Source organism: Streptomyces sp. NPDC024632 (genome assembly GCF_055559175.1).
In genome coordinates this window covers 249,414-273,862 of sequence record NZ_JBVHLD010000005.1, presented here as the reverse complement: position 1 = coordinate 273,862, position 24,449 = coordinate 249,414, and the positions used below count along the sequence as shown (strand labels likewise).

General features: G+C 72.7%; 15 protein-coding genes. 8 read left to right on the top strand and 7 right to left on the bottom strand.

What is annotated here, in order from left to right:
• Window positions 1-78: 78 nt before the first annotated feature.
• The 3 genes from ACZ37P_RS12880 to ACZ37P_RS12870 form a co-directional block, all read right to left on the bottom strand.
• Window positions 79-1,617, bottom strand: coding sequence for a DHA2 family efflux MFS transporter permease subunit (locus ACZ37P_RS12880; protein WP_467346413.1), 1,539 nt, complete (start codon window positions 1,615-1,617; stop codon window positions 79-81).
• A gap of 256 nt (window positions 1,618-1,873) precedes the next feature.
• Window positions 1,874-2,521, bottom strand: a complete 648-nt coding sequence (locus ACZ37P_RS12875; RefSeq protein WP_391049584.1) for a LysE family translocator — start codon at window positions 2,519-2,521, stop codon at window positions 1,874-1,876.
• 123 nt (window positions 2,522-2,644) lie between these two features.
• Window positions 2,645-3,466 carry a helix-turn-helix transcriptional regulator gene (locus ACZ37P_RS12870; protein ID WP_467346559.1) on the bottom strand — a complete coding sequence of 274 codons (822 nt, stop codon included), beginning with the start codon at window positions 3,464-3,466 and terminating at the stop codon, window positions 2,645-2,647.
• A gap of 210 nt (window positions 3,467-3,676) precedes the next feature.
• Here ACZ37P_RS12870 and ACZ37P_RS12865 point away from each other — a divergent pair, with 210 nt between their 5' ends.
• The gene (locus ACZ37P_RS12865) at window positions 3,677-5,353 is read left to right on the top strand and encodes an AMP-binding protein (protein WP_391049434.1); all 1,677 of its coding nucleotides are present in this window, start codon (window positions 3,677-3,679) and stop codon (window positions 5,351-5,353) included.
• Window positions 5,350-6,996, top strand: a complete 1,647-nt coding sequence (locus ACZ37P_RS12860) for an AMP-binding protein (RefSeq protein ID WP_391163592.1) — start codon at window positions 5,350-5,352, stop codon at window positions 6,994-6,996. Before ACZ37P_RS12865 ends, ACZ37P_RS12860 begins: the two co-directional genes overlap by 4 nt.
• Window positions 6,997-7,083: 87 nt before the next feature.
• Here ACZ37P_RS12860 and gcl read toward each other — a convergent pair whose 3' ends face one another.
• From gcl to ACZ37P_RS12840, 4 genes are all read right to left on the bottom strand, one after another.
• Window positions 7,084-8,871 carry a glyoxylate carboligase gene (gcl, locus tag ACZ37P_RS12855; RefSeq protein WP_401311691.1) on the bottom strand — a complete coding sequence of 596 codons (1,788 nt, stop codon included), beginning with the start codon at window positions 8,869-8,871 and terminating at the stop codon, window positions 7,084-7,086.
• Window positions 8,872-9,067: 196 nt separating this feature from the next.
• On the bottom strand, window positions 9,068-9,814 hold the full coding sequence (locus tag ACZ37P_RS12850; RefSeq protein ID WP_467346411.1) for a hypothetical protein: 747 nt from the start codon (window positions 9,812-9,814) through the stop codon (window positions 9,068-9,070).
• A gap of 246 nt (window positions 9,815-10,060) precedes the next feature.
• The gene (locus ACZ37P_RS12845) at window positions 10,061-10,960 is read right to left on the bottom strand and encodes a 2-hydroxy-3-oxopropionate reductase (protein WP_355338928.1); all 900 of its coding nucleotides are present in this window, start codon (window positions 10,958-10,960) and stop codon (window positions 10,061-10,063) included.
• A 72-nt stretch (window positions 10,961-11,032) separates the two neighbouring features.
• Window positions 11,033-11,869, bottom strand: coding sequence for a TIM barrel protein (locus ACZ37P_RS12840; RefSeq protein ID WP_467346410.1), 837 nt, complete (start codon window positions 11,867-11,869; stop codon window positions 11,033-11,035).
• A gap of 731 nt (window positions 11,870-12,600) precedes the next feature.
• Between ACZ37P_RS12840 and ACZ37P_RS12835 the strand changes: the two genes are divergently transcribed.
• The 6 genes from ACZ37P_RS12835 to ACZ37P_RS12810 all read left to right on the top strand — a co-directional run bounded on the left by ACZ37P_RS12835 (window position 12,601) and on the right by ACZ37P_RS12810 (window position 24,007).
• A complete protein-coding gene (locus ACZ37P_RS12835; RefSeq protein WP_467346409.1) occupies window positions 12,601-13,647 on the top strand; it encodes an AfsR/SARP family transcriptional regulator in 1,047 nt (348 codons plus the stop codon).
• A gap of 5 nt (window positions 13,648-13,652) precedes the next feature.
• A complete protein-coding gene (locus ACZ37P_RS12830; protein ID WP_467346408.1) occupies window positions 13,653-15,962 on the top strand; it encodes a TOMM precursor leader peptide-binding protein in 2,310 nt (769 codons plus the stop codon).
• Entirely contained in the window at window positions 15,959-18,094 is a 2,136-nt protein-coding gene (locus ACZ37P_RS12825; RefSeq protein WP_467346407.1) for a TOMM precursor leader peptide-binding protein, read from the top strand. The genes ACZ37P_RS12830 and ACZ37P_RS12825 overlap by 4 nt, the downstream gene beginning before the upstream one ends.
• A 136-nt stretch (window positions 18,095-18,230) precedes the next feature.
• Complete coding sequence (locus ACZ37P_RS12820) at window positions 18,231-19,826, top strand: nitroreductase family protein (protein ID WP_467346405.1); 1,596 nt, start codon at window positions 18,231-18,233, stop codon at window positions 19,824-19,826.
• A gap of 189 nt (window positions 19,827-20,015) precedes the next feature.
• Window positions 20,016-22,841: a lantibiotic dehydratase gene (locus tag ACZ37P_RS12815; RefSeq protein ID WP_467346403.1), complete on the top strand. Its 2,826-nt coding sequence runs from the start codon at window positions 20,016-20,018 to the stop codon at window positions 22,839-22,841.
• Complete coding sequence (locus ACZ37P_RS12810) at window positions 22,838-24,007, top strand: lantibiotic dehydratase C-terminal domain-containing protein (protein WP_467346402.1); 1,170 nt, start codon at window positions 22,838-22,840, stop codon at window positions 24,005-24,007. Before ACZ37P_RS12815 ends, ACZ37P_RS12810 begins: the two co-directional genes overlap by 4 nt.
• The last annotated feature ends 442 nt before the right edge of the window (window positions 24,008-24,449 follow it).

Below are 24,449 nucleotides of genomic sequence, written 5' to 3'. Positions count from 1 at the left end.
GGCGGCCCGGTCCCCTTGACCCCGGCCCACTACCGCTCACTGCGGGGCCGGGGGGCTTGGGGAGCCCGGAGGCTTGGCTTACATGTGGACGGCCTGGACGGTGGTGTCGCCCTGGCTGGGACGGCCGCTGCGGTACATGAGGGCGGCGAGGACGAAGCCGACGGCGAAGAGGCCCGCCGACCACCAGTAGGCGGTGGAGTAGCTGTGGAGCTGGGCCTGCGCGGCCACGGCCGGGGACGGCTTGTGGCTGGACAGGTAGCTCGTCGCGGCGCTGGCGGCCAGCGTGTTCAGCAGCGCCGTACCGATGGAACCGCCCACCTGCTGCATGGTGTTGACGGCCGCGGAGGCCACACCGGCGTCGTCGGCGGCGATCCCCGCGGTGGCCACGCTCATGGCGGGCGGCAGGGCCAGGCCGATACCGAAGCCGATGACGAGCAACTGCGGCAGGACGTGCGCCGCGTAGGTGCTGTTGAGGTCGAGGACGGTCAGCCAGGCCATACCGGCACCGGCCATCGCCATGCCGAGCGGGACGATCGGGCGGGGCCCGAACCGCGGCATCAGGTTGTTGGTGGCGATCTGCGCGGAGACCATCAGCGCGCCGATCATCGGCAGGAACGCCAGACCGGTCTTGACCGGCGTGTAGTGCAGCGACGCCTGGAGGAAGTAGGTCAGGAAGAGGAAGACGCCGAACATCCCGGCGCCGGAGATCGCCAGCATGATGAAGGACGCGCCGCGGTCACGGTCGAGCAGGACGCGCAGCGGCAGCAGCGGGTGCGCGGCCCTGGTCTGCCACCAGGCGAAGGCGCCGACCAGCACGCCGCCCGCGACCAGGAAGCCCCAGGTCATCGGGGAGCCCCAGTGGTGGGTCTCGGCGTTCGAGAAGCCGTAGACCAGGCCGAACAGACCCGCGACGACCATGATCGTGCCGGGGACGTCGAGCTTGGGGCGGTCGGCGGGAGCGCCCTTGCGCAGGAAGGCCATACCGCCGACGAAGGCGAGGACGGCGAAGATCAGGTTCACGTACAGCGTCCAGCGCCAGCTCAGGTGCTCGGTGAGCACGCCGCCGAGCAGCAGGCCCACACCGCCGCCCGCGCCCGCGATGGCGCCGTAGATGCCGAACGCCTTGGCGCGTTCCTTGGCGTCGGTGAAGGTCGTGTTGAGCAGCGACAGCGCGGCCGGCGCGAGCAGGGCGCCGAACAGGCCCTGGAGGGCGCGGCCGGTGACCAGCACCTCGAAGTTCTGCGCGGCGCCGGCGAGGGCGGAGGCGCCCGCGAAGCCGACGACGCCGATCAGGAAGACGATCTTGCGGCCGATGAGGTCGGCCAGGCGTCCGCCGAGCAGCAGCAGGGAGCCGAAGGCGAGGGAGTACGCGGTGACGATCCACTGCCGGTTTCCGTCGCTGAAGCCGAGGGCGTTCTGGGCGGACGGCAGGGCGATGTTCACGATGGTGGCGTCGAGGACGACCATGAGCTGGGCGAGCGCGATGACGCTCAGCACCCACCAGCGGTGGTTCGCCTTCTCTGTCTTCTGCACCGGGCCCGTGGGGCCCGCGCCGAGGGGCCCTGAGGCCGCGGCGGAGTCGCCGACGTGCGCGTCGGCGGTGGACTGGGATGACATGAGGCGGGACTCCTGAGGAGGAACGGGACGGGCAGGAACCGACCGGAACCGCTGCATGAACGAAACGGTTTCGTACTCCAACGACGGTACGACCCGACCTATCGAAACGCAAACGTTTCGTTGCCGCGTGCCCTGTGCCTCTGATCACATCACCCGATCCACCCGTCCCACCAGGCACGACGGCCGGGCGGGAGGGGTGAGGGCGCTGGTCCACCGCGCGCGTACATGTCACATTCGGCGCGCCGCGGGGTCCGTCCTACTGGTCGGCGCGCCCCGTGACCGCGACCGTCACACCCAGGCCGATCATCGCCAGACCCCCGGTGCCGCCGACGGCCGCCAGCCGCCGCGGCGAGCGGGCGAACCAGGTACGGGCCGCCGACGCGGTCAGCGCCCAGACGCTGTCGCAGATCAGCGCGATCACCGTGAACACCAGCCCGAGCAGCAGCATTTGCTCGTGTACGTGCCCCGCGCCCCGGTCGACGAACTGCGGCAGCACGGCCGCGAAGAACACCATCGTCTTCGGATTCGTCACGCCGACCACGAACCCCTCCCAGAGCGTACGGAGATCCCCCCGGGCGGCCCCGGCCGGTTCGTCCGCGCTCATCGCCGCCGACAGCGCGCCCCGCTGCCGGAACGCCTTCACCCCCAGATAGACCAGATACGCGGCGCCCGCCAGCTTCAGCGCCACGAACACCGTCACCGACCGCGCGACGATCTCCCCGAGCCCCACCGACACCGCCGTCACCAGCACATACGCGCCCGTGGCGTTCCCCAGCACACTGCCCAGCGCGGTCCGCCGCCCGTGGGCCAGCGCCCGGCCGAGCACGAACAGCACGCTCGGACCCGGAATCAGCACCAGCACCAACGACATCGCCGCGAACCCGGCCAACCGGTCGACCGACATCCCGTCCCCCTCCACGCCTCGACTCCCGCCGTCCGCGCCGTCGGCGCGCCGCAGGTCCGACGAGCGTAACGGCGGGCCCCCGGCCGAGGCTCCCCAATAACGCCGCCGTTCATCCGCCCGAGGTCAGGGCAGCAGGCCCTCGCGGCGCGCCGCGACCACGGCCTCGAGGCGCGTGTGGGCACCCAGCTTCCGCATCGCGGACCGCAGATAGCTCTTCACCGTCTCGGGCCGCAGCCGAAGCCGTGTGGCAGCCGCCGCGTTGGTGGCGCCCGACGCCACCGAGGCCAGCACGTCCAGCTCGCGCGGGGTCAGCGGCGCCGGGCGCGGGACCCGCGACGCCGCGCCGGAGGGGACCGCGGCCGAGGCCAACCGGGCGCAGGCGGACAGCAGTTCCTGCCGCAGCCGCACATCGGGGATGCGGGTGGCCAGCGCGCGCAGTTCGAGATGCGCCTCGCGCACCTGCTCCCAGGCCCGGGGGTCGGCGGTCAACGGCTGCTGGCAGAAGGAGAGCAGCCGCTGGGCCTCGTCCCGTACGGCCAGCGCCTGCTCCAGTTCGCGGACCGCGTCGAGGGCGACGGACAGCGGACGGTCGCCCAGGGCGTACGGCTGCCGCAGCGCGCCGTACAGCACCCCGCGCACCCGGCGGCGGACGACGACGGGCACCGCGAGCACCGAGCGCAGCCCCTCGGCGGCGACGGGCGGGTCGTACTCGTGGCTGATCACGCGGGACGAGCCGTAGTCGGTGACCGAGCAGGGCCGGACCGTGGCGAGGGTCTTGCCGCCCAGACCGTTGCCGGTGGTGATGGCGAGGCCCCGCAGCGACTCGGTGTCGGTACCGGACATCTCGGAGATACGGAACTGCCGGGCGCCGTAGCCGCCCGCCTGGCCCGCGGCGCCGGTCACCAGCCCGCCGAAGGCCACCGGCAACAGCCCCGACCTGCGCATTCGCAGCAACGCGGCCCGTACCTCGACCGCCTCGCCCCGCTGACCGTCCACCCGATCCACCTCCTCGCCCCCGACCGTCCACCCCGGCCAGGAGCCCGTGACTCCCGGCCGGACGGAATCGGACACCGGCTCTCACCCCCGTCCGGGGGTAGTGAGACCCAGGTCACTACCGCACGATGCTACCGAGGGGTCCATCGATGAGGAGGACAGATGGCGGCAACGGACGCGACCGGTGCTTTCCGGGCCGCCCGTGACTTCCTGCTGCGGCACCGTGAGGACTACCAGGCGGCCCGCGAGGGCTTCCGGTGGCCGGAGCCCGAGGAATTCAACTGGGCGCTGGACTGGTTCGACGCCATCGCGAAGGACAACGACCGCACCGCGCTGTGGATCGTCGAGGAGGACGGCACCGAGGTCAGGATCTCCTTCGCGGAGATGGCCGAGCGGTCCGCGAAGGTGGCCAACTGGCTGCGGGCGCGCGGCGTCCGCGCGGGCGACCGGGTCCTGGTGATGCTCGGCAACCAGGCGGAGCAGTGGGAGACCGCGCTCGCCGCCATGAAGCTGCGGGCCGTCGTCATCCCCGCCACCCCGCTGCTCGGCCCCGCCGACCTGCGCGACCGTATCGACCGCGGCGCCGCCCGGCACGTCGTCGTACGCGCCGCGGACACCGGGAAATTCGCCGAAGTCCCCGGCGACTACACGCGGATCGCGGTCGGCGGCGCCCCCGACGGCTGGCTCCCCTACGAGGACGCGTACGCGGCGGACCCCGGCTTCGTACCCGAAGGGCCGACCCCCTCGGGCGACCCGCTGATGCTCTACTTCACCTCGGGCACCACCGCCAAGCCCAAGCTGGTCGAGCACAGCCACCTCTCGTACCCGGTCGGCCACCTCGCCACGATGTACTGGATCGGGCTGCGGCCCGGCGACGTCCACCTCAACATCTCGTCACCCGGATGGGCCAAGCACGCCTGGTCGAGTCTGTTCGCGCCGTGGAACGCCGAGGCGACCGTCTTCGTGCACAACTACACGCGCTTCGACGCCGCCCGGCTGATGGCCGAGATGGCACGCGCCCGGGTGACCAGTTTCTGCGCCCCGCCCACGGTCTGGCGGATGCTGATCCAGGCCGACCTCAGCGCGCTGGGCACCCCGCCGCGCGAGGCGGTCGCGGCCGGTGAACCGCTGAACCCCGAGGTCATCGAGCACGTACGGCGGGTGTGGGGCGTGCTGATCAGGGACGGCTTCGGGCAGACCGAGACCGCCGTGCAGGTCGCCAACAGCCCGGGCCAACTGGTCAAGGCCGGCTCCATGGGACGGCCGACGCCCGGCTACACGGTCGCGCTCGTCGACCCGGTGACCGGCGAGACCGGCGACGAGGGCGAGATCTGCCTCGACCTGCGCCAGGGCCGGCCGGTCGGCCTGATGACCGGGTACGCGGGCGAGCCCGAGCTGACCGCCGAGGCGATGGGCGGCGGCTTCTACCGCACCGGCGACATCGGCTCGCGCGACGCCGACGGCTACATCACGTACATCGGCCGCGCCGACGACGTCTTCAAGGCGTCCGACTACAAGATCTCGCCCTTCGAGCTGGAGAGCGCGCTGCTCGAACACGAGGCGGTCGCCGAGGCGGCGGTCGTGCCCGCGCCCGACGAACTGCGGCTGGCCGTACCGAAGGCGTACGTCGTCCTCGCCGAGGGCTGGGCCCCGGACGGCGAGACCGCCAAGGCGATCTTCGCGCACTCGCGGGCCGTCCTCGCCCCGTACAAGCGCATCAGGCGGCTGGAGTTCGCCGACCTCCCCAAGACCGTCTCCGGCAAGATCCGCCGCATCGAGCTGCGCGAACGCACGATGCACGACGGGAGCGGCGAATTCCACGAGGAGGACTACAAGTGAGCGCGGCGGGCGGCCCGGCGGCCCGGAGCGCCGAGCCCTCCTACGCGCACGGGACAGGGGAGACGCCGTTGCTCGGGGACACCATCGGGCGCAATCTCGACAGGGCGATCGCCGCGCACCCCGCACGCGAGGCCCTGGTGGACGTGGCGAGCGGGCGGCGCTGGACGTACGCCCAATTCGGCGCGGACGTCGACCGGTTGGCGCGCGGACTGCTCGGCCGCGGGGTGATCAAGGGCGACCGCGTCGGCATCTGGGCGGTCAACTGCCCCGAGTGGGTGCTGGTGCAGTACGCCACCGCGCGGATCGGCGCGGTCATGGTCAACATCAACCCGGCCTACCGCGTGCACGAACTCGACTACGTCCTGCGGCAGTCCGGCATCGAGGTGCTGATCGCCTCCACCGGCCACAAGACCAGCGACTACCGCGGGATGGTCGGCGAGGTGCGCGGCAACTGTCCGCTGCTGCGCGAGGTCGTCTTCATCGGCGACCCGACCTGGGACGCCCTGCTGGCCGCCGCCGACGGTGTGTCCGAGGATCAAGTCGCCGCCGTCGAGGCGACGTTGAGCTGCGACGACCCGATCAACATCCAGTACACCTCGGGCACCACGGGCTTCCCCAAGGGCGCCACGCTCTCGCACCACAACATCCTCAACAACGGCTATTTCGTGGGCGAGACGGTCGGCTACACGCAGGAGGACCGGGTCTGTCTGCCGGTGCCCTTCTACCACTGCTTCGGCATGGTGATGGGCAACCTCGGCATCACCACGCACAGCGCGTGCATCGTCATCCCGGCCCCCTCCTTCGACCCGGCCGCGACCCTGCGCGCCGTCCAGGAGGAGCGCTGCACCTCGCTCTACGGCGTCCCCACGATGTTCATAGCCGAGCTGGGACTGCCCGACTTCGCCGACTACGACCTGTCGTCGCTGCGGACCGGCATCATGGCCGGATCGCCGTGCCCGGTCGAGGTGATGAAGCGGGTGATGGCCGAGATGCACATGGCCGAGGTGTCCATCTGCTACGGGATGACCGAGACCTCGCCGGTCTCCACCCAGACCCGGATGGACGACGCCCTCGAACACCGCACCGCCACCGTCGGCCGGGTCCTGCCGCACCTGGAGGTCAAGGTCGTCGACCCGGTCAGCGGCGTCACCGTGCCGCGCGGCGAGCCCGGCGAACTGTGCACCCGCGGCTACTCGGTGATGCTCGGCTACTGGGAGGAGCCGGAGCGCACGGCCGAGGCGGTGGACGCCGGGCGCTGGATGCACACCGGCGACCTCGCGACGATGCGGGACGACGGCTATCTCGCCATCGTCGGCCGGATCAAGGACATGATCATCCGCGGCGGGGAGAACGTGTACCCGCGGGAGATCGAGGAGTTCCTGTACACCCACCCGAAGATCTCCGACGTGCAGGTGGTCGGGGTGCCCGACGAGCGGTACGGCGAGGAGATCCTGGCCTGCGTGATCCCGCGCGACCCGGCCGACCCGCCGACCCTCGCCGAGATCAAGGACTTCTGCGCCGACCGGCTCGCGCACTTCAAGGTGCCGCGCCACCTGCGGATCATGGACGCGTTCCCGATGACGGTCAGCGGCAAGATCCGCAAGGTGGAGCTGCGGGAGGACTTCAAGCCCGAAGGAGCGTGACCGCCGGGCCCGAAGCCGCGTGACGGCCGGGCCGTGACTGCTGGGCCCGCCGGCCCGTGGACCTCAGACCCGCCGGGCCCGTGGAACTCAGACCCGCAGCGGCACGACCGCCGTGGGCGCGTGGCCCGGCTCGGTGGCCAGCTCCTCGAATTCCACGACGTTGCTGATGTCGGCCGTCGTGCTCATCGAGATGTTGGTGATCCGCTCCAGGATCGCCTCGACCACCACCGGCACCCGGTACTCGGCCGCCAGCTTCTTGGCCTGCTCGAACGCCGCGCCCAGCTCGGCCGGGTCGGTGACCCGGATCGCCTTGCAGCCCAGGCCCTCGACCACTTTGACGTGGTCGACGCCGTAGACGCCCAGCTCGGGGGAGTTGACGTTCTCGAACTCCAGATTGACCTGGAAATCGATGTCGAGACCGATCTGCGCCTGCCGGATCAGCCCCAGGTACGAGTTGTTCACCAGCACGTGCACATACGGGATCCGGTGCTGCGCGCCGACCGCCAGCTCCTCCAGCATGAACTGGAAGTCGTAGTCGCCTGACAGGGCGACGACCTGCGCGTCCGGGTCCGCGGTGGCGACACCGAGGGCGGCCGGGATGGTCCAGCCCAGCGGGCCCGCCTGGCCGCAGTTGATCCAGTGCCGGGGGCGGTAGACGTGCAGCATCTGCGCGCCCGCGATCTGCGAGAGGCCGATGGTGGTGACGTACCGCGTCTCGGGGCCGAAGGCCCGGTTCATCTCCTCGTAGACGCGCTGCGGCTTGATCGGGATGTCGTCGAAGTGCGTACGCCGCTGCAAGGTCGCCTTGCGCTCCAGCGTGGAGTCGATCCAGGCGCGGCGGTCGGGCAGCCTGCCCTCGGCCTTCAGCTCGCGGGCGGCCTCGACGAAGAGCGCGAGCGCGGCCTTGGCGTCCGAGGCGATGCCGTAGTCGGGGGCGAAGATCTTGCCGATCTGGGTGGGCTCGATGTCGACGTGCACGAAGGTGCGGCCCGCGGTGTAGACGTCGAGCTTGTAGCCGGTGTGGCGGTTGGCCCAGCGGTTGCCGATGCCGAGGACGAAGTCCGACTCCAGGAACGTGGCGTTGCCGTACCGGTGCGAGGTCTGGAGGCCGACCATGCCCGCGTTCAGCTCGTGGTCGTCGGGGATGGCGCCCCAGCCCATCAGGGTCGGGATGACCGGGGTGCCGGTCAGCTCGGCGAATTCGACCAGCAGGTCGCTGGCGTCGGCGTTGAGGATGCCGCCGCCCGCGACGATCAGCGGGCGCCGCGAGGCCAGCAGCATCGCGAGCGCCTTGTCGATCTGGGCGCGGGACGCGGCGGGCTTGTAGACCGGCAGCGGCTGGTACGTCTCCGGGTCGAACTCGATCTCGGTGAGCTGGACGTCGATCGGCAGGTCGATCAGCACGGGTCCCGGACGGCCCGAGCGCATCAGGTGGAACGCCTGCTGGAAGACGCCGGGGACCTGCGCGGCCTCCAGCACGGTGGTCGCCGCCTTGGTGACCGGCGCGGCGATCGAGGCGATGTCGACCGCCTGGAAGTCCTCCTTGTGGATCACGGAGGTCGGGGCCTGGCCGGTGATGCACAGGATCGGGACGGAGTCGCCGGTCGCCGAGTACAGGCCGGTGATCATGTCGGTGCCCGCGGGGCCCGAGGTGCCGACGCACACCCCGATGTTGCCGGGGCTGGTGCGGGTGTAGCCCTCGGCCATGTGCGAGGCGCCCTCGACGTGCCTGGCCAGCGTGTGGCGGATGCCGCCGGACGCCTTGAGCGCCGCGTAGAAGGGGTTGATCGCGGCCCCGGGCACACCGAAGGCGACGTCGACGCCCTCCAGCTTGAGGATCTCCACGGCCGCGCGGGCGGCGGTCATACGAGGCATGAGGTCCCTCTCCTGCTTCTGTCGGCGACTACTTCCCTCCACGCTTTCCGCTATGTGGAAAAGTAGTTCTGCGATATGGAATGAACGTAAGCCGTGCCGGTGCGCGCGTCAAGAGGCGTCCCGGGCAGCGAAAAGGCGCCCGGCGCGCGGGAATTCGCGCTGCCGGGCGCCTCGGGGCACCGTGAAGGGGGGCGGGTCAGCCGGGGGTGCCGGGGCCCGTCCTGATCAAATCGTCCGCCGCGTCGTTCACCGGCTGCGGGGTGCCGGTCAGGTCCATCACGAACAGCGGTACGCCGAGCTGGTCGGCGCGCAGCCGCGCGTCGTGCGCGTAACCGGCCAGCGAGAAGAAGGCCCCGACCGCGTCCTCGTTGGCGCAGTTCAGCCAGAGGCACTCCACGTCACGGGCCGCGGTGGGCTGCGTGGTCGGGTCGACCTGGGCGACCAGTCCGTCCCCGCGCAGGTCGATGCCGTTGGCCGTACGGTCCCCGGCCAGCCGTATCCCGCCGAAGCCCAGCCACTTCAGGAACTGCGCGGCGGCGGTCAGCGCGTCCCTGCCGGTCCTGATCGTGACCGGCCGGAACGGCGGCCGGTCCGTCGGCGGCGGCGGAACCTGCCCGGTGGGCTCGGGCGGCGAATCCGCCTGATGCGCCCCCGCGGGCACGGCCCCGGCCTCCTGCGCGGCCTCGCCCGCCAACGGCAGCCGGATCAGGGCGCCGCAGGCGCAGTCGAACTCCGGCTTCGGCCACTCGTCGGTCCGGCCGCAGTCGGGACACCGCAGCCGTACCCACGAGTCGTCCCATGTCTTGTGCCCGATCTGCTCGGGCGCGCCCCCGGACAGCACCGGGAGCGCGAGCGGCGCACCGCACGCGCACGGGAAGGTGGGCGCGGTGTACGTGTGCTCACGGTCGCAGGCCGGACAGCGCACGAGCACCCTCTCTGCCATGTGGACAACTCCCGGTCTGCGGCGGCGGAATGTGCCTATGACAACGTGCACATCCCATAGTGCAGGAGTTTGCCGCACCTGGACCACGGCCGGGAGCACTCCCCGTACGCCAGGGCATGACGGCCTTCCGTGACGAGCGGGCCCGAAGAGAGCAAGAGGGTGGTACCGCCCGGTGGTGCGTTTGGGCGCGACAGGACAAGTCACGCACCACCGGGCGGAGTTCATGGGGTCAGGACATCGGGTGTGTCAGTCCTCGACCGGGAGGCCGGACAGCCGCTCCACGCCGCGCAGCAGCGCGGAGTGGTCGAGGCCGCCGTCGCCCTGGGCGCGCAGCGAGGCCACGAGGTTGGCCACCACGGAGCCGACCGGGAGCGCGGCGCCGACGGTACGGGCGGCGTCGGTGACGATGCCCATGTCCTTGTGGTGCAGGTCGATCCGGAAGCCGGGCGCGAATTCGCGCGCGAGGAAGTTGTCCTTCTTACGGGTCAGCACGGTGGAGCCGGCCAGACCGCCGTTGAGCACCTCAAGGGCGGCGTTCAGGTCGACGCCGGACTTCTCCAGGAAGACCACGGCCTCGGCGCACGCCTGGATGTTGACCGCGACGATCAACTGGTTGGCGGCCTTCACGGTCTGCCCCGCGCCGTGCGGGCCGCACAGGATCACCGTCTTGCCGAGCGCGTCCAGCAGCGGCTTGGCCTCGTCGAAGTCGGCCCGCTCACCGCCGACCATGATCGACAGTACGGCCTCGACCGCGCCCGCCTCGCCGCCGGACACCGGCGCGTCCAGCACGCGGATGCCCTTGTCCGCGGCGGCCTTCGCCAGGTCCACCGAGGTCTGCGGGGTGATGGAGGAGGTGTCGATGAGCAGCGCTCCCGACCGCGCGTGCGCCAGGATGCCGTCCTCGCCGTACGCGATGGCCTCGACCTGCGGCGACGCCGGGACCATCGTGACGATCACATCGGCGTCCCGTACGGCCTCGGCGATCGACCCGGCGGCCGTGCCGCCGTTGGCCGCCAGCCGCTCCAGCTTCGCGGCCTCCAGCGTGTAGCCGGTGACGTCGTATCCGGCCTTGATCAGATTCTCGGCCATGGGGGAGCCCATGATGCCGAGTCCGATCCAGGCGACCTTGGGAAGGTGGGTGCTCATGGGGTCCTCTCAGGGGATGGTGGGGTACGGGAGTGCGGCCCGCGTGTCGGGGGCGCGCCGCTCCTCGCGCGTCTACGGGCGCGGCTGCCTGCCGGGAATCCAGCCGAAGGCGTTGCCCGAGCCGTCGGCGCCCGGCTTGTACTCCAGACCGGTCCAGCCGGTGTAGCCCGCCTTCCGCAAGCGGCCGAGCAGCTCCTCCAGCGGGAGGGTGCCGGTGCCGGGGGCGCCGCGGCCCGGATTGTCGGCGATCTGGACGTGCCCGGTCCTGTCGGCGTAGCGGTCGATGACCTCGGGCAGGTCCTCGCCGTTCATCGACAGGTGGTACAGGTCCAGCAGGAAGCGCGTGTTGTCCAGGCCGGTGGCGGCGTTGACCCGGTCGACGACCGCGACCGCGGACGGGGCGCTGACCAGCGGACAGCGCGGTGACTCGGGTGCGTTCAGCGCCTCGATGAGCAAGGTGGCGCCGACCCGGTGGGCGGCGCGCGCGGCCAGCACCAGGTTCTCCAGCGCCAGCTCGTCCTGGACCGCCGGGTCGACGCCGTCGACCCGGTTGCCGTACAGCGCGTTCAGCGCGGTGCAGCCGACGGACGCGGCGAAGTCCGCGGCGACGTCGATGTTGGCGCGGAAGCGGTCCGACTCGGCGCCGGGCACCGACAGCGCGCCGCGGTCGGGCCCCGGCAGCTCGCCCGCGTAGAAGTTCAGGCCCACGAGCCGGGTCCCGGCCGCTTCGAGCGCGGACCGCAGCCCGTCGAGCCGGGCCTGGTCCGGCGTGGGGTCGTCGGTCCACGGCCACCACAGCTCGACCGCGTCGAAGCCCGCCGCGGCGGCGGCCGCGGGCCGCTCCAGCAGCGGGAGTTCGGTGAACAGGATCGAGAGGTTCACATCGAAGCGCGCGTCGGTGAAGCTCACTAGTGTGCGCCCCTTCCGTATTGCGGAAGTTGTTTTCTGTCTTGTGGAACATTGAATCAGCCCTTCGGCGGCTGTCAAGTCTCCGCGGCCCCGTCCGCCGCGGTCCGCGCCCGGCCGCCCGTCCGAGCCTTCTCCCGTGCGCGCGTCCGCGCGCGATCCGGTCGGCGGCGACCCTGCGCAGCTCAGGCCGGGCGCGGGTGTCACGGAATGGCGCTGGTCTATTCCTCTGGCGAGCACGCCCGGTCAAAATCCGACAGAAACTTGACACGTAAATCAAAGTCGACCTCGGGGTGACGGGCATAAAGCCGCCCGGTGAGGGGTAAGAAGAATGCCGCTTTACGCTCCCGCAATACTGCGAAGTATGTCCGATTGCTCGCATCCGTACCGGAGGGATACGGTCCGGTGTGTCCCGATTCCGGGAGCGAGTTCACATTTTGGGTACACCGACCCCATCTAACAGACCGGTAACCCGGTGTCACGTGATTTTTCCCTGGACAAGGCAAAGAGTGCTGCCGTACTGTCCTCGGTGACCGCCAATAGGTATGACCCTCAGGGGATTCTGCCTCACTCCGGCCCACTCCCGCCGGGTGTGACAGCGGTCGTAACGGGGCAACGGGGATGGTGGATTGGTGGTCTGGTCCAACGCGCTCGAAAATAGTGCTGGATTACCAACGGCAAAAGGCGATACGCCGCCGCAGGTAGTCCCGCAGACGCGATTCACGGTACTCGGAATGCTGGCCGTCACCGACGGCAGCGAATCCGCGGTGCTTCAGCCGTCGCGGCCCGCTGCACTCCTGGCCGCATTGCTGCTGAATGCCAATTCCGTCGTCTCCGCCGACTTCCTGCAACGCGTCATCTGGGGCGAGGAGACTCCTGCCCAGGCCAAGTCCGCCCTGCACAGTTGCGTCCTGCGATTGCGCCGGCTGTTCGGCAAATACGGGATCGCGGGCAACACCATCGAAGCCGTACCCGGCGGATACCGGCTCACGGCGGACGCCGCGACCCTCGACCTGGTGCAGTTCCGCGAACTCCTCGACCAGGCGTACGCCACCGAGGAGCCCGACGCCGAATTGCGTCTGCTGCGCTCCGCGCTCGCCCTGTGGCAGCCGCCGCTGCTGGCCAACGTCCCCTCCGACCTGCTGCACCGCGACGAACTGCCCCGGCTGCACGAGGAATGGCTGCGCGCGATCGAGCGCGTCTTCGACCTCGAACTGGCATGCGGGCGGCACCGGGAGGCGGTGGCCGAGATCTGGCCGACGGCCCGCGCCCACCCGCTGCACGAGCGGTTCACCGAGCAGTTGATGGAAGCGCTGTACCGCGTCGGCCGCCGCGCCGAAGCGCTCGCCGAGTACCGGCGGGTCAAGAACCACCTCGCCCAGGCCCTCGGCGTGGACCCCGGACCCGGGCTGCAACGCCTCGAACTGGCCATCCTGCGCGGTGAATCCGAGCAGAGCCCGCCGCCGCAGGGCCGGCCGGTGACCCGCGGCGACCCGCGCCCGGCGGCATCCGGAGGCCCGGCGGCGGTCCGTGACGCGGGCGCCGACCCGGTCGCGGGCGAACCCGTCGAGGGCGGTCGCGTCCTGGACAGCCTGGTCGGCGCGGGACTGCTCGAAGAGGGTCCGCGCGGTCTCTACCGGATGCACGAACTCCTGCGGGTGTTCACCCGCGCAGCGGCGGCCGACGGGGTCGGCGGCGCCGCGCCCCCCGGACGCACCGGGCACACCCCCACCCCATCGCAGCGGCCGAGCGCCGTGGAACTGCATCCTACGGAGGCGTGACTGACATGGTGTCACCGTATGACGAGATCGCCGACACCCGGCCGCGGATCCGCCGGGACGTGCTCTACACGCAGACCCCGACCGGCGTGCACTTCCACAACGCGCGCGGCGGCTTCAGCGTCGTCATGCCCTCCGCCTACCGCTTCGCGACGCTGATCGTCCCGCACCTGACCGGCGACCACACCGTGGCCGCGCTCTGCCAGGGCCTCGGCGACAAGCAGCGCGAGATGGTGGTACGGCTGGTAGGCACGCTCTACGCGCGTGGTTTCGCCCGCGACGCCGTCCCCGCGCCGAGCGACACCGAACCGCTCGACCCCGCCGTCACCGAGCGCTTCGCCGCGCAGATCGACTACGTCGACCACTACACCGACGGCGCCGCCGACCGCTTCCGGCGCTTCCGGCAGGCCCGCGTGGCCGTACTCGGCGACGACGCCCTCGCCCGCTGGGCCGTCCTCGGCCTCGTCCGCAACGGCTGCGCCGCCGTCGCCGTGCCGCGCGCCGTCGACAGCCCCGGCAACCGCTTCGCCGAAGTCCTCGACGAGGCACGGGCGTTGCGCGCCGAGAACTGCCCGGTCGAACTGGACCGGCTGGACGACCCGGCCGACGCGGAGGGCGCGCCCGGCACATACGGCTGGGAACACCTCGACGGCTACGACACGGTCCTGGTCACCGGCGAACGCGGCCCCCGGCAGATCGCCCGGCTCCTCGACGCGGGCCTGCCCGCCGGCCGACTGCTGCTCCCCGCCTGGACGTTCGGCGAGTCCGTCGTCATCGGCCCGCTCATGGCGACCGGCACCGCCGGCTGCTGGACCTGCGCCGCGCTGCGGCTCGGCGCCAACGGCGAGGCGGGCGCCGCGGCCGACCTGTGGAGCGCGGTCGCCCCCGCGGGGCCCCGCGACAGCGCCGCCCCCGTCGTCGGCGGACCGCTCGCCGCGATGATCGGCAACCTCCTGGCGTACGAGGTCTTCCGCCGCACCACCGGCGTCCTCCCGGCCGAGACGGAGAACCAACTCCTCGTCCAGGACATCGACTCGCTCGACACCGTCGCCGAACCGCTGCTCCCGCACCCGCGCTGCCCGCACTGCGGTACGGCGGCGGCCTCGGAGTCGGCCACGGCCTCGGACGCGGCTTCCGCGGACGCCCCGCTCGAACTGGCCGCCCTGGACAGCGAGTCGGCGGCCGAGGTCGGGGCCGCCGCGTCGCCGCTCGGCGGACCCGTCTCGGACGGCGGGGGCGAGGAGGACGCCGCGCAGGCCGCCCTCGCCGAGATCACCGGCCGGTCCGTCCTCGTCCAGCGCAGGACCGGCGTCTTCCAGGCGTACGCCGACGAGGAGTGGGCGCAGACACCGCTGAAGGTCAGCACCGTCGTACTCGGCACCGGACACCGCGCCCGGCGGGAGATCACCGCCTTCGACGTCCACCATGTCGCGGGTGCCCGGCTGCGCGCGCTGTACCGGGCGGCCGAGGTCTACGCGGAGCACGTCGTGCCCGTCCAACAAGCCCTGTCCGGCGCGGAGTTGGAGGCGGCGCGCGGGAAGTGGCGGTCCGTCGACCCGGCCGCGCTGAGCATCACCAGCGGACTCGGCACCGCGGCCGGGCTGGTCCCGCGCTGGTGCGCGGCCACCTCGCTGCTCAGCGGCGAGACGCTGCTGGTGCCCGCGGCGGCGCTGCGGCCGTTCGGCCCGGACAACCGCGAGCGGATCGTGGAGGCCACCTGCGCGGGCACCGGCGCGGGCGGCACCGCGGCCGAGGCCGCCACCCGAGGTGTGCTCACGGCGCTCGCCCACGACGCGCTGCGCCGTGCTGTCGGCGGATCGCTCGCCGTACAGCACGTCCCCACCGCCGAGTTGGAGGGCGCGGACGCCGAACTCACCTTCCTCGCCCGCTCGGCCGCCGGGCTCGGCGTCGACCTGGAGATCCTCGACCTCGGCGCCCATGAGGAGCGCGTCCTGCCGGTCGTGCTGGCGCGCGCCGCCGATCCGGCGACCGGACAGGCCCGTTGGGCGGTGGCGGCCGGAGTGCGCTGGCGCGACGCGGCGCTCGACGCCGTACGCGACCTGCTCGGCGCCGTGCAGGTCGGCGGCGCGCCCGACGCGGGCGACCCGCTGCTGGCCGACCTCGCCCCCGGCGCCGTCGCGGTGACCGCCGAGACCCGCGCCGACCTGGCCGCCGCCACCGACTGGCCCACGGTCGCCGACCGCCTCCGCGCCACCGGCCGCGACCTGCTGACCGCCCCCACCCACGCCCCCGACCTGGCCGCGGGCCGCGTCCACACCACCCGCGTCCTGCTCACCACCGCCCCGGACCGGCCATGACCGCGGATCTCCTCGCGGACGCGTGCACGGCCCTGGCCGATCGCCTCACCGCCGGCCTGGCGGCCCACGCGCCAGTCGCCGACCCAGCCGCCGGGCCCGCCGGGACCGGTACGCCGGTGGCGGTCGGTGCTCGTGGTCAGGCGGTTGGCGTCGGCGTCGGCGTCGCGGAAGACCGTGGCTCGGCGCGAGACCTAAGGGCTGTGGACATCGGCGCGCCCGGTGCGCGCGGTCAGGCCGGTGGCGTGGCCGGTCCGGCCCCGGCGCGGGCCGTACCGGCCGTGGCGGTCAGCGCGCTCGGTGTCCGCGACGAACTGACGCTGCCCGCGAGCGACTTCGACGGTCCGTCGACCGAGACCGTCGGCGTACGCGTCTACGGGCACCACACCGTCGTCGGTCCCTTCGCGCCCGGCGGCCGGGCCGGGTGCGGGCGGTGTCTGGCGCGGCGCTGGCAGAGCGTGCGGGCGCGGGCGCTGCGGGAGGCGCTGGAGACGGGTACGGGCACGCGCGCCGCGGGACGGCCGCCGCGGGCCACGGCCTTCGGGGTCGACGGCCTCGCCGCGCTCATCGCGGCCCACCACCAGCGGGGCGGGGCAGGAGGCGGGAAGACCGGCGGCGACAGCCGTCTGCCGTACGCGTTCCTGGTCGACATGGAGACCCTGCGCGTCACCCGCTTCGCCTTCGTGCCGGACGCCGAGTGCCCCCAGTGCGGGGAACGCGCCGCCGATACGGCCGAAGGCGCGCGGATCGGCTTCGCGCCGTCGCCGAAGCCCGCGCCGGACGTGTTCAGGGCGCGGCCCGCGGACGACTACGACGTGCCGTTCGAGGCGTTCGTGAACCCGGCGGCGGGCATGCTCGGCCCCTCGGTCGTGCCCGATCTGATCTCGGCGTCCACGTCCTCGACGGTCGGCTCCTTCCTCCTGCGGTCCGGCGACTATCTGCGCGAGTGCTTCTGGGGCGGCCACACCCCGCGCTACCGCTCCAGCGAACGCGTCGGCATGCTCGAAGGACTTGAGCGCTTCGCCGGGATGCGCCCGCGCGGCAAACGGACGGATGTCACCGCCGCGTACAGCGAACTCGCCAGCGGCGAAGCCGTGTTGGACCCGCGCACCTGCGGCCTGTACACCGACGACTTCCACCGCGCCGAGCCCGGCGTACGCCCCTTCGACCCCGAGCGGCCGATCCCGTGGGTGTGGGGCTGGTCGCTCCGCGACCAACGGCCGGTGCTCGTACCGGAGATCCTGGCGTACTACCACGCGCCCGGCGGCCTGGAGAACCGCTTCGTGCAGGAGAGCTCCAACGGCTGCGCGTCCGGCGGGAGTCTGGCCGAGGCCGTGTACTTCGGGCTGATGGAGGTCGTCGAGCGCGACGCGTTCCTGCTCGGCTGGTACGCGAAGGCGCCGCTGCCCGAGATCGACGCGAGCGGCAGCGGCAGCCCCGAGACCCGCGCGATGATCGACCGGCTCGCGATGTACGGCTACCGGGCCCGCTTCTTCGACACCCGCGTCACCTTCCCGATCCCGGTCGTCACGGCCGTCGCGGAACGGATCGACGGCGGCCTCGGCCGGCTCTGCTTCGGCGCGGGCGCGGGCCTCGACCCGGAGGCGGCGCTCGCGGCCGGACTGTGCGAGATCGCCACCGACGCGGTCAACCTGCGCCGCAGGACCGCCCGCGACGAACCGCGACTGCGCGCCCTGGCCGCCGACTTCGGCCGCGTCCAGGTGCTGCACGACCACCCGCTGCTCTACGGGCTGCCCGAGATGGCCGTCCACGCCGACTTCCTGCTGCGCGGCGACGACCGGCCGCGCGTGGCGCTGGGCGACCTCACCACGACCGGGGTCGGCGCCGTACCGCCCGCCGACGACCTCGCCGACGACGTCACCGCCTGCGTCGAGGCGGTCGCCAAGGCCGGGTTCGACGTCATCGCCGTCGACCAGACCATGCCGGAACAGCGCGCCCTCGGCTTCCACACGGCCGGAGTCATCGTGCCGGGTCTGCTGCCCATCGACTTCGGCTGGCGCCGCCAACGCGCACGCCATATGAGCAGGACGCGGACCGCGCTGCGGGAAGCGGGCCTGCGCGAGCGGGACTTGACGGCCGACGAACTCAACCAGGCCCCGCATCCGTTCCCTTGAGCCGCCCGCCGTCCCCGCGGCGTCACGGAGACCGAGACCGAGACCGAAACAGAGCACCGAGCCCCGACCCGAGACCCCGACCGAGCCCCGAGCCCCGAGACCTGAGCCCCGACCGTCGACCGAGAGAGGAACGCCCGTGGGATTCGCCCATGAGTACGCGACCGCCATCGTCCGGCGGGGCCGGTATCCCATGGAACCCGCCGACTTCGTGCCCGACTGGGCGGACCGGCCGAGGAAGGGCAAGCACTTCCCCGGCGCGGAGAGCTTCCCGCTCCCGCGCGACGAGGCACCGGCCGAAGCCACCGTCCAGCAGGGCCTGTTCGGCCCGCGCGGCACCGGCGCCTTCACCCTGCCGCTGCTCGCGGGGATGCTCCAGGAGTCCTACGGCCTGGTCGGCAGGCGTCTTGCCGTACAGGCCAACTCCGACCTCGGCACCCTGCCGATGTACACCCAGGCCAACTGGTCGCGCGGCACCGCCTCGGGCGGCGGCCTCTACCCGATCGGCGTGCACTGGGTCAGCGGCCCCTCGGGCCCGCTCACACCCGGCGTGTACTACTACTCGACGCCCCACCACCACATGCGGCGGCTGCTCGCCGGGGACGCCACGGCGGAGGTCCGGGCCGCGCTCGGCGGCCGACTCGGCGCGGACTGCGACCAGTTCCTCGTCCTCGGCGTGCGCTTCTGGCAGAACGCCTTCAAGTACAACAGCTTCAGCTACCACGTCGTCACGATGGACATCGGCGCGCTGCTCCAGACCTGGCGGATCTGGGCGCGGGCCCGCGGACTGCACATCGGCGCCGCGCTGTGGTTCGACGAGGCCCGGCTCGGACGGCTGCTCGGCCTCGGCCAGGACGAGGAGGGCGTCTTCGCCGTCGTACCGCTGACCTGGGACGGCGCCCCGTCGGCGGCCCCGGCGCTGCCGGCCGGCGACCCGCCGACCGCGCCACGGGTCCGCCACGCCGATCAGGAGCGCTCCCGCACCACCATGACGTTCGAGACCGTACGCCGGATGCACGCGGCGACCCTCGACGGCGCCGCGGACCGACCGGCCCCCGGAACGCTGGACACCGCGCTCGCGCTGCCCGTGCCCGAGGGCGGCGAGCGGACCGCGCTGCCTGCCCCCCGGCCCCTGGACACCCCCGTCGGGCAGGCGCTGCGGGCCCGGCGCAGCAGCTTCGGCCGCTTCCAGGCCGTCCGCCCGCTGCCCGCCGACGCGCTGTCGACCGTACTGGCCGCGGTCGACGCGGCGAGCAGCCTCGACACCGACACCGAGACCCCCGGCGCCCCACCCCTCAGCCGCGCCTACGTCTTCGTCAACCATGTGGCGGGCATCGCGCAGGGCAGTTACCTCTACGACCGGGAGGACCGTTCGCTGCGGCTGGTCAAGGCCGGTGCGCCGGGCGAATTCCTCCAGCGCAACTACTTCCTCGCCAACTACAACCTGGAGCAGGCGGGGGCGGTGATCGTGCCCGTCGCCCGCACCACCGCCGTGCTCGACGCGGTCGGCGACCGCGGCTACCGGCTGGTCAACGCCGTGATCGGCGCCGTCTCGCAGGCCGTCTACACCGCGTCCGCCGCGGCCGGGCTCTCCTGCGGCGTCGCGCTCGGCTTCGACGCGATCTCCTTCACCGAGGAGCTGGCGCTCGACCGGACCGGTGAAGTGCCGCTGCTGATCATGATGATCGGCCACGAACGGCCCCGCCCGGCCGACTTCCGCTACGAGATCGCCTGACCGGGCGGCAACGGCCGCCGACGGCAGCCGAGTCCAGAACCCCGCACGACCCCGCACGACCTCACACGGCCCCAGAGCCCGAGGGACCGCAGAACCATACGACCGCAGAACCATACGACCGCAGGGCCTTATGACCGCAGAGCCCGAGGACCGCAGGGGCCTTACGACCGCAGGACGGAAAGGAGCGGCATGAGCGTCATCGCCGACGCGCAGGACACCGAGGCGCCACGGAGCTGGCTGCTGCACCGCCGCTTCATGCTGCGGGTGGCGGGACTGCCGGTCGAGGCCGTCCACCGGCTGCGCTGCCCCGACACCCGGCGCTGGGCCGACCGCGTGCTCGCCGCCGAGGAGCGACTGGCCGCGCTCGCGGCCGAGTTGAGCGACCCGCTGACCGTCCTGGTGAAGGCCACCGAGGACGACACCGAGCGGCGCGCCGTGCTCGCGCTGCGCCGCCAGGTCTTCAACGACCGGCTGCCGCGCGACCCGGACGCCGTACGGGACCTCGCCGCCGCGCTCGGCGGCCCGACCGGCGAACTCCTCACCGACTGGCTGGAGTCCCGGCTCGGGCTTGAGCAACTGCGCGGCGACGGTGGCCCGTTGCTCGACCGGGACCTGGCCGCGAGCCGCGCGGAGCTGCGCGGCCTCGCGGGCGAGGAGCGGCTGCGGCTCGCCCTCGCCCTGGCCTCGCCGACGCTGGACGGCCAGCTCGACGCGTTCATCGCCGACCGCGCCGCCGTACCGGACAAGCGGACCAGGAAGAAGGAGCGCTCGCTGCTGGCGTACCTCTACAGGACCGCCTGCAAGACCAGCCCGTTCAGCACCTTCACCGCCGTCGCCGAGGGCCGGTTCCGCGAGGTCGGGCCCGAGGTGCGGACCGGCGGCGACTGGACCAGCCACCCCCGGCTGAACGTCGTGGTGCTCGCCAGGCTCGCCGAGCTGATCGGCGCCGACGACACGCGGCGCGGCGACCTCCCCGTCGCCCTGTCGGCGGGCTGGGAACTGGACGAGAACCGGATCCGCTACGTACGCCGCTCGGTCACCGCGGGCGACGACAGCGCCGCCGTCAGCTTCGACGCGGCCCACGACCGGCTCTTCTTCCTGCGCCACAGCGACATCCTGGAGCGGATGATCGCCCTCTTCCACGGCGAAAAGCCCGTCAGATACGCCGAGTTGACGGCCTGGCTGGCGGCGGAGACCGGAGCGAGCCAGGACGAGGCGGCGCACTACGCCGCGACCCTGCTCGACCTCGGCATCCTCCAGATGACCGGCCTCGCCACCGATGTGCACGCCCCCGACCCGCTGCGGTCCTTCCAGAGCGCGCTGCGCGGCCTCGGCCGCGACTGGGCCGACGCCGTCGCCGACCGGCTCGACGCCCCGGCCGCCCGCGTCGACGCCTGGGCCACCGCCGACGTACCCACCCGGCGCGCGCTGCTCGCCGGGCTGCGCCGCGACCTGACCGCGCTCCAGACCGAACTGGGCGCCGCCGCGCCGTCGTTGCCGCAGACCCTGCTCTACGAGGACGTCCGCGAGGACGCGGTCGAGGCCGACGTCACGCAGTGGACCGAGCTGGCCGCCGCGCCGCTGCACGCCCTGACCGGCATGCTGCCCGCCTTCGACGTGGCCCTCCCGCAGCGCCTGGTCCTCAAGGGCTTCTTCCTGGCCCGCTACGGCCGCGGCGGCCGGTGCGACGACCTGCTGCGGCTCGTCCACGACTTCCACGAGGACATCTTCACGCAGTACCTCCAGTTCACCTCGATGAAGTCGCCCTGGGCGGCCGACGGCGGCCACGCGCCGGAGGAGAACTGGCTCGGCATGCCCGAGGTCACCGCGGTGGACCGGGCCCGCGCCGAGTTCACCCGCCGGATGCGCGACGCCTGGGCCGCGTACGCGGGGGCACCCGGCGGCGAACTGCGCCTGGACGAGGACACGGTGGCCGCCGTCACCGCCGAACTCGCCCCGCTGGGCACGTCCTTCGCCCCGCACAGCCACTTCCTGCAACTCGCCCGCCGCGCCGAGGACCCGCTGGTGGTGCTCAACAACTCCTACGGCGGCCTGTCCTTCCCCTTCACCCGCTTCACGCACTGCTTCGACGCGGCACCTGAGAGCGGCGGCGCGGCGGCACCCGGCGGCGCGGCGGCGGACGGCGGCGACCCCGCACCCGGCGGCCTCACCGACCGGCTGCGCGAGACCCTGCGCGAATGGCAGCCGCCCGGCGCGGTGTTCGCCGAGATCACCGCCGGGTCCGCCACCACCAATCTCAACCTGCACGGACGGCTCACCGACCACGAGATCGTCTGCCCCGGCGAGAGCAGCACGGTGCCCGCCACCGGCCGGATCGACCTGGACGACCTGTACGCGGAACACGACCCGGTGGACGACCGGCTGGTGCTGCGGTCCCGGCGGCTCGGCCGCGAGGTCGTCCCGCTCTACCTCGGCTACCTCGTCCCGATGGTGCTGCCCGAGGTGCCGCGCACGCTGCTGCTCTTCTCGCCGACCTCCCGCGCGGCGGTCGACGTGTGGCGCGGCGTACCCGCGGGCCCCGAGCGCGACGGCGTCACCGCGCGGCCCCGGGTCCGCTTCCGGAGCCTGGTGCTGCACCGCAGGTCGTGGACGGCGGCGCCCGGCGCGCTGCCCGCCCGTGAACCGGGCCTGGACGAGGCCGGGTTCTATCTGCGCTGGCAGCGATGGCGGCGCGACCACGGTCTGCCCGACCGGGTGTTCGCCACCGTCCACGAGGAGAAGGCCGACGACGCGAGCGGCTTCGGCGCGGTCTTCGGCGGCTCCAAGCCGCAATTCGTCGACTTCGACAGCCCGTTGTCACTGATCGCGCTCGACGGGCTGACCGGCGGCGGCCGTACCAGGACCGTCTTCGAGGAAATGCTGCCGGGCGAGCAGGAGTTGCACGTCCGCTCCCCGCGCGGCCACCACGTGGCGGAACTGGCCGTCGAAATCGTCCCCCGCGCGGCGGAACCGGCCGCGGCGGGCCACCACGGAAGGCAGGACAGCTCCGTATGACCACCTCCGGGGCGCGATCCGCCCCCGTCACCGGCCCGCGCCCGACACCGCGGTCCGCGCCCGATTCCGCGGCCGTGCCCGCACCGGCAGGCGCTTCGGGGCGCGGCGACTGGCAGGCGTTCCACGTCTTCTACGCCGCCAGCCCCCGCCCCTTCCTGCTCCAGTGCGTGCGCCCGCTGGTCGAAGGGCTCACCCGCGACGGCCTGTTGAGCGGCTACTTCTTCATCAACTACTGGCTGGAGGGCCCGCACATCAGGGTGCGGCTGCGCCCCTCGTCACCGCAGGCCGCACCCGTGGTCACCGCGCGCGCCACCGCCGCCGTCGACGCCTTCCTGCGCAAGCGCCCCGCGCTCTACGAGGTCAAGGGCGGCTTCCTCGCCGACCTGTACAACACCCTCTTCGAGCTGGAGTTCCCCGGCGGCGAGCGCAACGGCCTGGTCGACGAGGAGGGCCGCATGCGCCTGCGGCCCAACAACTCCTTCAGCCCCGAGCCCTACGAGCCCGAGTACGGGAAGTACGGCGGCCCGGCCGGGGTCGAACTGGCCGAGTGGCACTTCCAGCGCTCCAGCGACCTGGTCATCGACGCGCTCGCCACCATGAACCTGCACCTGCGGACCGTACTGCTGGGCGTATCGGCCCAGTTGATGATGACCATGTCCGGGTGCCTGCTGCGCGACGACACCGCGCTGCTGGAATTCCTCGACCGCTACCACGAGTTCTGGAACTCCGCGTTCTCCGGCACCAACTACACCGCCCAGGACGGCTACGACCGCGCCTACGGCACGATGGAGGCCCTGCCCCAGCGCTTTCAGGAGATCCGCGCGGCGGTCGCGGAACCCGCGCCCGAGCGGCTGCCGACATTCCTCGCCGGGTGGGCCGAGCACTGCCTGGAGCTGCGCGAACGCGTCGTGGCCCTGGCGGACGGCGGCGACCTGGTCTTCCGCTCCTGGGACGGCACCCGCGACCTGCCGGTCACCGACCCCGGACAGGCGCTGCCGATGCTGCTGTCGCCGTACATGCACATGACCAACAACCGGCTGTCGGTCACCGTCCGCGACGAGGCGTTCTTGTCGTACGTCCTGGCCCGCGCGCTGCGCGAGCCCCGGACGCCGCCCGGCGCCGACTCCGACGGCCGGTCCGAGCCGCAGCCCTCGGCGGCGCCATGACCACCGGCGGCCTGCTCGAACTGCGGCCCGCGCTGCGCCCCGGCATCCTGGTCGGCCCCGCCCTGATGCGCGGCCCCGCCCTCGTCCACCTGCTCAAGGACCCGGTCACCGGGGTACGGCTCGAAGTCGGCGCCAAAGAGCACTTCATCATCGCCCGGCTCGACGGCAGCCGGTCGCTTGCCGAGATCGGCGCGGAGTACGCGGACCGGTTCGGCGCGCGGCTCGGCGACGCGCAGTGGCAGCAGATGCTGCGCCTGCTGTCGACCCGTCAGCTCCTCGACGGCGGCGGCCGGCCGGTCGTCGTGCCCGTCGCCAGTGCCGAACCGGCCTTCACGTCAACGCTGTTGAGCGGGAAGACGCGCATGGTCGCGGACGCCCCCGCGCTCATGGACACCCTGCACGGCGCCACCGCCTTCGCCCGCAGGCGCGCCGTCCTGTTCCC